Genomic DNA, 10,805 nt, shown 5'->3' with positions numbered 1-10,805 from the left:
GCGCGGGGCGCCCACCGCTGCATTCGATCAACGCCTGCGAGCAGCGCAAGAGCGCCTGCTGGCTGGCTGCCCCGGAGTCCGCCCAATGACCGCCACCCACTCCCAAACCGGTAACGCGCCGCTGCTGCGCCTCAACGATGTGCAAGTGCGTTTCCCCCTGAGCAATGACTGGCTGGGGCGGCCCCGGGCCTTTGCCCATGCCCTCAACGGCATCGACCTGGAACTGCGCCCCGGGGAAACCCTGGGCATCGTCGGCGAATCCGGCTGCGGCAAGAGCACCCTGGCGCAACTGCTCATGGGCCTGGTCAAGCCCAGCAGCGGCGACCTGCGCTGGGCCTACGCCAGCGACCGCGAGCGCCACAGCCACGTGCAGATCGTGTTCCAGGACCCGCAATCGTCCCTCGACCCACGCCTGCCGATCTGGAAGATCATCACCGAGCCGCTGTTCGCCCTGGGCAACACCCCGGCCGCGCAGATGCGCGAGATCGCCGCCAAGGTGGCGCAGCAGGTGGGCATTCGCGGCGAATACCTGGAGCGCTACCCGCACCAGTTTTCCGGTGGCCAGCGCCAGCGCATCGCCATTGCCCGGGCCCTGGCGTCGAACCCGGACATCATCGTCCTCGACGAACCGACCTCGGCCCTGGACATCTCGGTGCAAGCGCAGATCCTCAACCTGCTGGCAGACCTGCAACGCAGCCGCGGCCTGACCTTTGTGCTGATCTCCCACAACGTTTCGGTGGTGCGACACATGGCCGACCGGGTGGCGGTGATGTACCTGGGACAGATCGTCGAACTGGGCAGCGCCGAACAGGTGCTGGAGCAACCGCGCCATCCCTACACCCAACTGCTACTGGATGCGGTGCCACGCCTGGGCGCGCCCCTGGCGGACAGCCAGGTCTCGGCCCCCACCGAACTGCCGGGCAACCGCAAGCTGCCCGCCGGCTGCTTCTTCTTCGACCGCTGCAGCCGGCGCGGCGCGGGCTGCGAACAGCCGCAACAGCTGCTGGGCGATGCGACGCAGCAAGTGCGTTGCCATCTGCAGGATCTCGCGGGGTAATCCAACAGCACCACGCCTGCCACGGCGTGGTGCTTGCTCCCTGCTCGCCAAGGGCTTAAAACAAGCGCCTTCTCTCTGACGATGCAGGAACCCCACCCATGGAAAGCCATTGGCTGACTCACGCCAAACGCTTGCAAGCCATCGCCTCCACCGGCCTGCACTTTTGCCAGGACGTGCATGATCGCGAGCGCTACCAGGAAATCGCCGACATCGCCCACGGCATGCTGGCGCAGCTGGGCAACGTGCCCCTGGAACGCATCACCGATCTGGTCTCGGACTTTGCCCAACGCTACTCGACGCCGATGGTGGAAGTGCGCGGCGCGCTGATCGAGGACGGCAAGATCCTGCTGGTGCGCGAACACAACGACGGCCTCTGGGCCCTGCCAGGGGGCTATGCCGACGTCGGCCTGTCGGCCAGCGAAAACGTGATCAAGGAAATCCACGAAGAAGCCGGGCTCGACGTGTCGGTACGCGCCTTGTACGGCGTCCGGCACAAGGCCAAGGGCCCCTACAAGGCCGATCACCGCGACTTCTACAAGCTGTACTTTCTCTGTGAGCGCCAGGGGACCCAGTCCCCCGTGGCCGGCAGCGAAGCCACCGAGGCCGGCTTCTTCGCCCCGGATCAGCTGCCGCCGCTGTCCCAGGGCCGCACCGTGGAACGGGATATCCAGGAAGCCTTCGACTTCCATCAGGGACGGCGCAGCGTGACCCTGTTCGACTGAGCAGGGCGCCCGATGTAAAGCACCCTTGACACAAAAAAGACTCGCGCCTAATGTAAAGGACACTTTACTTCAGGAGATCGCCCCATGGGCAGTAAACGTTATTTCGTCGAATTCGGCCTGGCCTTGCTGGCCTACATCGCCTGCGTGCTACTGAGCAGCCACTGGCTGGCGGACCTGAACCCGGGCCCGGGCAAGATCGCCCTGGCCCTGGTGCCGGTGATCCCCATGGTGGCCATGGCCCTGGCGGTGGTGCGCCAGTTGCGGCGCATGGACGAACTGGCCCGGCGCATCCAGCTCGAAGCCCTGGGCCTGTCCTTTGTCTGCACCGCGCTGATCACCTTCAGCTACGGCTTCCTGGAAACCGCCGGCCTGCCCCGGCTCTCGATGTTCTACGTGTGGCCGGTGATGGGCCTGGTCTGGGCCCTGGCCACGGTGGCCGGCGTGCGGCGCTACCGATGAACAACCAACTGCGCGAACTGCGCACCCGGCAAGGCTGGTCCCAGGCCGAACTGGCCACCCGCCTCGAGGTGTCACGGCAGACGGTGAATGCCATCGAGACCGGGCGCTACGACCCCAGCCTGCCTCTGGCGTTCAAGATTGCCCGGGCCTTCGAGATGCCCATCGAAAGCATTTTCAGCCCCGACCAGGACTGAAATCGGCCACGCGGCAGTGCACCACTTTTGCCCCGGTGCCGCCTGCATCCGGTGCAGACCCACGGGCATCGGCTATAACTGCTGGGGCGCCCGCCCCGGCGGTACCGGTTTGGCACGGCGCCTGCAACAGCGAGGCACCACTGCGACCAGGGACAGGCCATGACCCAGCACGAACCCGGCAACGACTACCCCTTGAGCGAAGTTCCGCCGCACGCCCGCAAGGGCCTGGCCTCCATGGCCATGGTGCTGCTGGGCTTCACCTTCTTCACCGCCACCATGTTCGCCGGCGGCAAGCTGGGGGTGGCGTTCGACTTCCCGACCCTGCTGGCGGTCATCGTCCTCGGCAACCTGTTGCTCGGGGTCTATGCCGCAAGCCTGGGCTACATCGCCTTCAAGAGCGGGCTGAACACGGTGCTGATGGGACGCTTCTGCTTCGGTGAACGGGGCAGCAAGCTCAGCGACCTGATCCTCGGCCTGACCCAGGTCGGCTGGTACGCCTGGGGCACCGCCACCGCGGCGGTGGTGCTGGGCAAGTATTTCCAGCTGGATTCGGGCGCGGTGCTGGGGCTGATGCTGCTGTTTGGCATGGCCTTTTGCGCCACCGCTTATGTCGGTTATCGCGGCCTGGAGATCCTGTCGTGGATCGCGGTGCCGGCCATGGGCCTGTTGCTGGTGCTGTCGATGGGTGTGGCAAGCATTCAGGTCGGCGGTCTCGACGGCCTGCTGGCCCTCACCCCCAGCGCCACCATGGACCTGTCCACCGCCCTGACCCTGGTGTTCGGCACCTTTGTCAGCGGTGCGACCCAGGCCACCAACTGGACCCGTTTCTCCCGCTCGGCGCGGGTAGCGGTAAGCGCCAGCCTGATCGGTTTCTTCATCGGCAATGGCCTGATGGTGCTGATCGGTGCCTACGGCGCCATCGTCTACCAGCAGCCGGACGTGGTGGAAGTCTTGCTGCTGCAAGGCTTCGCCATGGCGGCCATGGCCATGCTGCTGTTGAACATCTGGAGCACCCAGGACAACACCATCTACAACTTCGCCGTGGCCGGCTGCAACCTGCTGCGCACCCGCCGACGCAAGACCGTGACCCTGGTGGGCGCGCTGATCGGCACCCTACTGGCGATGCTCGGCATGTACGATTTGCTGGTGCCCTACCTGGTGCTACTGGGCACGGTGATTCCGCCGATTGGCGGGGTGATCATGGCCGACTTTTTCTATCGCTGGCGCGGCCGCTACCCGCGCCTGGCCGACAGCCAGTTGCCCGCCTGGAACTGGCCCGGGCTGTGCGCCTATGGCCTGGGCACCCTCGCGGCTTTCTGCTCGCCCTGGGTCGCGCCCCTGGTGGGCATCGCGGCTGCCGGCCTGAGCTACATACTGATGAGCGCGATGCTGGGCGCGCGCGTTCCCCAGGCCGCCGACATCCAGGCCTGATTTGCTCACCCGGCACCTTCCGGGTCTATCATGGCCCGATCACGCAACACCCTGCCCCCTTGCCCCACGGCGCGTTAACGCCTGGCCGGGGGCAGTCCAACGACCGTGGGACAAGGACCTGCCCTGATCCGACGGCTGAACCACTGATTGCCCGACCCGAGGAACCGCTCCGATGCTGATCACCAACGCCCGCCTGCGCCACCGTGAAGGTCTGTACCAACTGCACCTGGAAAACGGCCGCATCGCCCGCATTGTCCTGCAGGGCGCCGACGCCTCCGGCACTGTCCCGGCCTTCGGCCCCGAACACCTGGATGCCGGCGGCAACCTGGTGGTGCCGCCCTTCGTCGAACCACACATTCACCTGGACGCCACCCTCACCGCGGGCGAGCCGCGCTGGAACATGAGCGGCACCCTGTTCGAAGGCATCGAGTGCTGGGGCGAACGCAAGGCCACCATCACCGCCGAAGACACCCGCACCCGCGCCCACAAGACCATCCGCGCCCTGGCCGCCCACGGCATCCAGCACGTACGTACCCACGTCGACGTCACCGATCCCGACCTCACCGCCCTCAAGGCCATGCTGGAAGTGCGCGAGCAAAGCGCGCACCTGATCGACCTGCAGATCGTCGCCTTCCCCCAGGAGGGTATCGAATCGTTCCGCAACGGCCGCGAGCTGATGGAAGAAGCCATCCGCCTGGGCGCCGATGTGGTGGGCGGCATCCCCCATTTCGAATACACCCGCGACCAGGGCGTGAGTTCGGTGAAGTTCCTCATGGACCTGGCCGAACGCAACGACTGCCTGGTGGATGTGCACTGCGACGAAACCGACGACCCGCACTCGCGCTTTCTCGAAGTGCTGGCCGAAGAAGCCCGCAGCCGCGGCATGGGCTCGCGGGTCACCGCCAGCCACACCACCGCCATGGGCTCCTACGACAACGCCTACTGCGCCAAGCTGTTCCGCCTGCTGGGGCATTCCGGCATCAGCTTTGTCTCCTGCCCCACCGAGAGCATTCACCTGCAGGGGCGCTTCGACACCTTCCCGAAACGCCGTGGCGTGACCCGGGTGAATGAGTTGCTGGAAGCGAGAATGAACGTGTGCTTTGGCCAGGACTCGATTGTCGACCCCTGGTACCCCCTGGGTAACGGCAACATCCTGCGGGTGCTGGAAGCCGGCCTGCACATCTGCCACATGCTCGGTTACCGCAACCTGCAGAACGCCCTGGACCTGGTCACCGACAACAGCGCCAAGGCCCTGGCCCTGGGCGAGGGTTACGGCCTTGAAGAAGGTCGACCGGCGAACCTGCTGATCCTCTCGGCCGACAGCGACTACGAAATGATCCGCAGCCAGGGGCTGCCGCTGTATTCGATCCGCCACGGCCAGGTGCTGATGCAGCGGCAGATGGCCCAGGTGCAACTGGCCGGCGACTGACCCGTGGCGTTGCTTACTTGACCCGAAACGGCTGGGCCGCCATGAACGCCACCGGCAACAGCGGCAGGGCGAGGATCGTCAATACGCCGTCGGCGGTGAGGGTCACCGGCGTCAGCAGCACCTGCCCGACCTTGCTCTTCTCCCGGTACGCCGAGAAGTTCAGGGTGTAGGTGCTGTTCAACGCGTTGGCCGGATAGGCGCTGATATCCCGCTTTGACTCAAAGCGGCTGCCGCGAATGGCATAGCGGTGCAGCAGGGCGTTCTGCGACCTCGCAGCAACGAAGCCCAAAGCCTTGGCTTCATCGATCTGCTGGGCGTCAAGCTGGTCCAGCCCGGGAATCCTCAGGGTCAGTTCACCTTCCAGGTTCTGCCACGCATTGACGAGGATCTGCGAAAACTCGGCCTGCATGTTTCCATGCAGGCCCGACTTGATAGCCTGCAGCAACTTCGGATCGACTATCACGAAGTAGTGGTACTTCTTGCCCAGGATGACAAAGCTCTTCGCGTCCGCCGTGATATAGAACTGGCTGACGGTTTCCGTATACACCTCATTGCTGGCTCGGCCTTCGTACAGCCTGCTGGTCAGGCAACCGCCAAGACTGCCGGCGACCGCAGCCCCCAGGGCCATAGCCGTGCCTTTGAGCAAAGCCCGGCGGGGCGTTCCTTTTTGCATGTCGAGTCCTTGGCGTAAATGTGGGCGGTATCGAGAGACGAGCCGCGACTGCCGTCACGCTATAGAAACTCCAGCCGTTTTGCACTGCGCCACCGCGACTCCGGCGTCCTCACTCAGCCAGTGCCAGCGCCGTGCCGAACAGGCTCACCCGGGTCAACACCCCGTCGGTCTCTTGCAACATCAAGGGCGCGGTGCCGCCCGGCATCAGCACTTCGACCCGTCCGGCCCGGACCCAGCCAACCCGCCAGGCCGCGCAAGCCACAGCGCTGGCACTGGTGCCGGAAGACGCGGTGGGACCTTCACCGCGCTCGAAGACCCGGGCCGCGATGCGCCCTTCGCCTGCGCGCATGGCCCACTGCAGGTTGACCCCGGCCGGGCATGGCTCGCCGCTGCCGATGGGCCGGGCGAACGCAGTACGGGTCAGGCCCTCCAACAGCGGCGGTTCGAGCATCTGCCGATTGCTCGGCAAAGCGTCGGTGTGATCCACCAGGCTCACGCAATGGGGATTGCCGATACGCACGAACTGGCTGTGCTGCCACTGTGCGTTCAACGCCTGCAAGGGCGCGACCCGGCTCAACTGGCAACCATTGAAGGTCACGCTCTCGACCCCGATGGCAGCCACCGCCTCAGGCCCGAAGCTCGGCTGCCCGAGATCCAGCCAGAACCCCTGCACCCCCGCCACCTGCGCCGGTTCCACCGCCGTGATCACCGGCGACTCGCCACCGGGCTGATCATGATGTACCCGCAATAGCGTCTCCCCCTCTGCCGCCAACAGCCCTTGTTCGGTGAGGGCTTGGGCAAAGATCGTCAGGCCATTGCCGCTGCGCTCGGCCAGGGTGCCGTCGGTATTGACGATCAGCAGATCGAAAGGCGCACCGGCCTGGAACGGCCCCACCAACAAACCGTCACTGCGGTGAGCCTTGGCCCCTTGCGGTCGGGTTCCCGGCGCCCAGTCACACAGCGCGGCGATGGCCTGCCCGGCCCACCGTCGCCGGTCCAGGGCCGCCTGCGCCGCCGTGTCGGGCAAGGCAATGCCCAGGCTGCGCAGCGCCTCGGGCGACACCACGCCATAGATATTGCCCCGGGCATCGTAGAACGCCGCCATCACACTGCCTCCAGAAAAAAACCGAGCCGCTGACATTACGGGCAATCCAGCGGCTCGACCAGAGGGGACTAAGCAACCTGGGTGGACATCGCGCGCTGCTGAAGAAAAACCATCCGCCAGGCTAGCGAATGGGCAAGGCCATAGGCCGGATCGGTGCCGCGTCGGCACCCCGCAGTTTGAGTGAGGCACCGATAAAGGCGAACTGATAGACCTTGTCCCGGGACAAGCCTTCCAGATTCACCAGCTCCAGGATCGGCGCGCCCTGCATCGCCAGCAGGTAAGTGTGCAACGGCAGGTAATTGCCCTCGACCTCGGAAGGGAAGGTTTCAAAACTGAGGTTGTCCGCCCCCACCACCATGGCGCCGCCCTCTTCCACCAGGAACTTCGCCGCATCCAGGCTCAGCCCCGGCGGGTTGGCCATATAGCGCTGGGCATTGTCGTAGTCACGCATGCGCCCGGTGCGGATAAGCACCACATCGCCCTTCTCCAGGGCCACCTTCTGTTTGGCCAGAGCCTGTTGCAGGTCGGTGCGGGTCACCCGGTAGCTGTCCGCCAGCTGTTCCAGCCCCTTGGCCGCAGCCACATCGATCAGCACGCCGCGGGCAATGATCGGCGGCAGTTTTTCCGCCCCGGTGACGTTCCAGCCCCGATCCCCCAGATGCTGATCGGCGCGGTAGCCGTTCCAGATCTTGCCGTTGAGGCCAAAGTGGTTGAGGGCGTCGATATGGGTGCCCATATGGGCGTACATCGATACCGCCGAACCGCTGTAACTGACGTGCTGGTTCATCGGTTCGCCCACCTGCATCGGATCGGCGATGACATTGCCGTGGGGCGTATGGGTCATCCACATCTGATAGGGCGGATCTCCGGCGGCCTGCCAGCTGGGCATGCCGACAAAATAATCCACGGCCAGGTCGTAGGCCTGCTCGCCGCTGACCCGGGCCATGATCGCCGCCCGGGACTCGGGGGTGATCAGGTTCAAGCGACCGATCTCATCCTTGGGGCCCCAGGGGCTGATACCCACCTCGGGCCGTGGCGCAGTGGCGGCACTGCAGACACCGCTGAAAAGGGCCAGGGCGAGCACCCCGGGAAGGATCTTCGACATTGCGTGATGGGCCATGACAACACTCCTGTGAAATGAAGTGCTCATGGTATTGAGGGATCAATCAGAGATAATCAGCCGATTCGTGGATAGATATTCAACCCAAGGGAAACAATATGGACGTACTGATGGCCATGCGCACCTTTCGCCGGGTAGTGGAGCGGGCCAGCTTCAGCCAGGCTGCCGCCGACCTCGGACAATCCACCGCCGCCGTGAGCAAGCAGGTGCGGCAACTGGAAGAGCGCCTGGGCAGCCTGCTGATCCTGCGTACCACCCGGCGCATGAGCCTCTCGGAAGCCGGGCAGAGTTACTTCAACGAATGCTGTCATCTGCTGGATGAGCTGGACGCCCTGGAGCACGCCACCCAGGCCGGCAGCCGCGAACCCGGTGGCCGCCTGCGGGTCAATGCGCCGCTGTCCTTCGGACTCAAGGTGCTGTCGCCGATCCTGGTGGCCTTTATGCAGCGCTACCCGCAATTGCAGGTGGACCTGACCCTCAACGATCAGGTGCTGGACGTGGTGGGCGAAGGCTTCGACGTGTCGTTGCGGATTCGCCGGCAACTGGAGGATTCGACCTTGATCGCTCGCCACCTGGGTCAGGTAGAGCAGGTGATCTGCGCCGCGCCCGCCTATCTCCAGGCCCAGGGCACGCCCATCGCCGTTGCCGACCTGCATCGCCACCGTTGCCTGGCCTACCGGTTGGCGGAGCATCCCGGACGCTGGCAGCTGGAGGGCCCGGAAGGCCAGACCCGGCTCGAGCTGCCGGTGCACTTTGCCGTGGACAACAGCCTGCTGCTCGGCGACATGCTGGTGGCCGGCCTGGGCATCGGCGCCCTGCCCGGCTTTGTCGCCCAACCGCTTCTGGACAGTGGCCAACTGCTGCGGGTATTGCCTGAACAACGCCTGCCCAGCCGCCAGATCTACGCGCTGTACCCCAGCCAGCGCCACCTGTCACAGAAAGTCCGGGTGTTCATCGACTTCCTGGTGACGGCGCTGCACAGCCCTTGAACCTCAACCGTCGGTGGGCACCTGGAGCCCGACCTTGACCCGGTTCATCGCCACCAGGGTCTTGAAGCGCTTGACGTTGTCATTGCCAAAGAACAGTTCGCGGGTCAGCTGGGTGTACTGGGCCATGTTGCGCACGCAGAAAATCAGCACGAAATCGCACTCGCCGGCCACGTAGTAGCACTGCTGGACCTGGGGGCAGGCCTGGAAACTGCGCTTGAGGGCGTCGATCTGGTCGACGCGCTCACTCTCCACTTCCACCTCGACGATGATGCTCAGCTCGTGCCCCAGGGCATCCGGCGCGACGATGGCGCTGTAACGCTCGATCACCCCCTCGTCGCAGAGGCGCTTGAGCCGTCGGTTGACCGCCGCGGTGGACAGGTTGACCCGCAACCCCAGCTCGCTTTGCGCGGTGCTGGCGTCACGTTGCAGCTCGGCGAGCAGCTTCAGGTCAAAGGCGTCGAGACTGGCATTCATGGGCAGGAAAACTCCGGGAAGGAACGGCACGCACTGCAACGTTTTTGTGCAAAGCCGCCGATTATGCGAAACAAACCGCCGGCCTACGCAATTTTATTTCACCCGCAATCCGCTGAAAAAGCACTGCACTGCGGATTTCTGCAACCTTCGAGGGCTAGATTTGTCACAATCCCCACCCGGCCGCCATCACGCCATGGGGCACCAGGCGGCCGGCAGCGAGTTTGATCGCCAAGGATTTTTATGACTGCCAGCAACACCCACTTCCAGGCCACCCCCGGCCGCCTCGAACAGATGTCCACGCGCATCGCCTTTTTCATCGCCGGTTTCGGCATCGCCGCCTGGGCGCCGCTGGTGCCCTACGCCAAGGCCCGGGCCGGGCTCGACGAAGGCACCCTCGGCCTGCTGCTGTTGTGCCTGGGCGTGGGTTCGATCCTGGCGATGCCGATCGCCGGGGCCCTGGCCGGGCGCTTCGGCTGTCGCCGGGTCATGGCCGGCGGCACCCTGCTGATCTGCCTGGCCCTGCCCTTGCTGGCCACCCTGACCTCAATCCCGCTGTTGATGGCGGCGCTGTTCATGTTCGGGGCTGGCCTGGGTGGTGTGGATTCCACGGTCAACCTGCAAGCGGTGATCGTCGAGCGCGCCAGTGGCAAGACCATGATGTCGGGCTTTCACGGGCTGTTCAGCCTCGGCGGGATTGTCGGTGCCGCCGGCGTCAGCGCCCTGCTCGGCCTGGGCCTGTCGCCCCTGGGCGCGACCCTGGTGGTGATCGCCCTGATGCTGGTGGCCCTGCTCAAGGCCGCACCGCACATGCTGCCCTACGGCAGCCAGAGTTCGGGCCCGGCCTTTGCCGTGCCCCATGGCGTGGTGCTGTTCATTGGTTGCCTGTGTTTCGTGGTGTTCCTCGCCGAAGGCGCGGTGCTGGACTGGAGCGCGGTATTCCTCACCGCCGAACGCGACCTGGATGCCGCCTACGCCGGCCTCGGTTACGCCGCCTTCGCCCTGACCATGACCCTGGGCCGCCTGACCGGGGATGCCATCGTCCACCGTCTGGGCGCACGGCGGGTGATCGTCATCGGCGGCAGCACGGCGGCGGCCGGCCTGTTGCTGGCCACCCTGGCCCCGGCCTGGGAAGCGGCGCTGGTGGGGTATGCC

General features: G+C 65.5%; 12 protein-coding genes. 8 read left to right on the top strand and 4 right to left on the bottom strand.

What is annotated here, in order from left to right; all coding sequences use genetic code 11:
- Window positions 1-85: 85 nt before the first annotated feature.
- From BLX41_RS30255 to codA, 6 genes are all read left to right on the top strand, one after another.
- Complete coding sequence (locus tag BLX41_RS30255; protein ID WP_123727843.1) at window positions 86-1,057, top strand: oligopeptide/dipeptide ABC transporter ATP-binding protein; 972 nt, start codon at window positions 86-88, stop codon at window positions 1,055-1,057.
- A 98-nt stretch (window positions 1,058-1,155) separates the two neighbouring features.
- On the top strand, window positions 1,156-1,779 hold the full coding sequence (locus tag BLX41_RS30250; RefSeq protein ID WP_123727842.1) for an NUDIX hydrolase: 624 nt from the start codon (window positions 1,156-1,158) through the stop codon (window positions 1,777-1,779).
- 84 nt (window positions 1,780-1,863) lie between these two features.
- A complete protein-coding gene (locus BLX41_RS30245; protein WP_123727841.1) occupies window positions 1,864-2,238 on the top strand; it encodes a hypothetical protein in 375 nt (124 codons plus the stop codon).
- On the top strand, window positions 2,235-2,432 hold the full coding sequence (locus BLX41_RS30240) for a helix-turn-helix transcriptional regulator (RefSeq protein ID WP_123727840.1): 198 nt from the start codon (window positions 2,235-2,237) through the stop codon (window positions 2,430-2,432). The genes BLX41_RS30245 and BLX41_RS30240 overlap by 4 nt, the downstream gene beginning before the upstream one ends.
- 159 nt (window positions 2,433-2,591) lie before the next feature.
- On the top strand, window positions 2,592-3,863 hold the full coding sequence (gene codB / locus BLX41_RS30235; protein WP_123727839.1) for a cytosine permease: 1,272 nt from the start codon (window positions 2,592-2,594) through the stop codon (window positions 3,861-3,863).
- Window positions 3,864-4,035: 172 nt separating this feature from the next.
- Window positions 4,036-5,292 (top strand): cytosine deaminase, encoded by a 1,257-nt coding sequence (gene codA, locus BLX41_RS30230; protein ID WP_123727838.1) that lies wholly within the window; start codon window positions 4,036-4,038, stop codon window positions 5,290-5,292.
- A 13-nt stretch (window positions 5,293-5,305) separates the two neighbouring features.
- Here codA and BLX41_RS30225 read toward each other — a convergent pair whose 3' ends face one another.
- From BLX41_RS30225 to BLX41_RS30215, 3 genes are all read right to left on the bottom strand, one after another.
- A complete protein-coding gene (locus tag BLX41_RS30225) occupies window positions 5,306-5,965 on the bottom strand; it encodes a hypothetical protein (protein WP_123727837.1) in 660 nt (219 codons plus the stop codon).
- 109 nt (window positions 5,966-6,074) lie between these two features.
- Entirely contained in the window at window positions 6,075-7,070 is a 996-nt protein-coding gene (locus BLX41_RS30220; protein WP_123727836.1) for a diaminopimelate epimerase, read from the bottom strand.
- Window positions 7,071-7,191: 121 nt separating this feature from the next.
- A complete protein-coding gene (locus BLX41_RS30215; protein ID WP_123727835.1) occupies window positions 7,192-8,190 on the bottom strand; it encodes a cyclase family protein in 999 nt (332 codons plus the stop codon).
- Window positions 8,191-8,288: 98 nt separating this feature from the next.
- Between BLX41_RS30215 and BLX41_RS30210 the strand changes: the two genes are divergently transcribed.
- The gene (locus tag BLX41_RS30210; protein ID WP_123727834.1) at window positions 8,289-9,179 is read left to right on the top strand and encodes a LysR family transcriptional regulator; all 891 of its coding nucleotides are present in this window, start codon (window positions 8,289-8,291) and stop codon (window positions 9,177-9,179) included.
- 3 nt (window positions 9,180-9,182) lie between these two features.
- Here BLX41_RS30210 and BLX41_RS30205 read toward each other — a convergent pair whose 3' ends face one another.
- Window positions 9,183-9,653, bottom strand: coding sequence for an Lrp/AsnC family transcriptional regulator (locus BLX41_RS30205; protein WP_123727833.1), 471 nt, complete (start codon window positions 9,651-9,653; stop codon window positions 9,183-9,185).
- A gap of 240 nt (window positions 9,654-9,893) precedes the next feature.
- Here BLX41_RS30205 and BLX41_RS30200 point away from each other — a divergent pair.
- Window positions 9,894-10,805: MFS transporter (locus BLX41_RS30200; RefSeq protein ID WP_259745402.1), on the top strand; the 912-nt coding region annotated here is incomplete at its 3' end.

It is taken from the genome of Pseudomonas protegens (genome assembly GCF_003732485.1).
Classification (GTDB): Bacteria; Pseudomonadota; Gammaproteobacteria; order Pseudomonadales; family Pseudomonadaceae; genus Aquipseudomonas; species Aquipseudomonas protegens_B.
Note: the sequence above shows the minus strand (reverse complement) of the source record. Positions and strands in the feature narration are given on the sequence as shown.

Bases quoted from the DNA above. Each gene is read 5' to 3' on its own strand.
- BLX41_RS30215 (WP_123727835.1), bottom strand. From the start codon at position 8,190: ATGGCCCATCACGCAATGTCGAAGATCCTTCCCGGGGTGCTCGCCCTG.
- BLX41_RS30220 (WP_123727836.1), bottom strand. From the start codon at position 7,070: ATGGCGGCGTTCTACGATGCCCGGGGCAATATCTATGGCGTGGTGTCG.
- BLX41_RS30250 (WP_123727842.1), top strand. From the start codon at position 1,156: ATGGAAAGCCATTGGCTGACTCACGCCAAACGCTTGCAAGCCATCGCC.
- codB (WP_123727839.1), top strand. From the start codon at position 2,592: ATGACCCAGCACGAACCCGGCAACGACTACCCCTTGAGCGAAGTTCCG.
- BLX41_RS30255 (WP_123727843.1), top strand. From the start codon at position 86: ATGACCGCCACCCACTCCCAAACCGGTAACGCGCCGCTGCTGCGCCTC.
- BLX41_RS30210 (WP_123727834.1), top strand. From the start codon at position 8,289: ATGGACGTACTGATGGCCATGCGCACCTTTCGCCGGGTAGTGGAGCGG.
- BLX41_RS30240 (WP_123727840.1), top strand. From the start codon at position 2,235: ATGAACAACCAACTGCGCGAACTGCGCACCCGGCAAGGCTGGTCCCAG.
- BLX41_RS30245 (WP_123727841.1), top strand. From the start codon at position 1,864: ATGGGCAGTAAACGTTATTTCGTCGAATTCGGCCTGGCCTTGCTGGCC.
- codA (WP_123727838.1), top strand. From the start codon at position 4,036: ATGCTGATCACCAACGCCCGCCTGCGCCACCGTGAAGGTCTGTACCAA.
- BLX41_RS30205 (WP_123727833.1), bottom strand. From the start codon at position 9,653: ATGAATGCCAGTCTCGACGCCTTTGACCTGAAGCTGCTCGCCGAGCTG.
- BLX41_RS30225 (WP_123727837.1), bottom strand. From the start codon at position 5,965: ATGCAAAAAGGAACGCCCCGCCGGGCTTTGCTCAAAGGCACGGCTATG.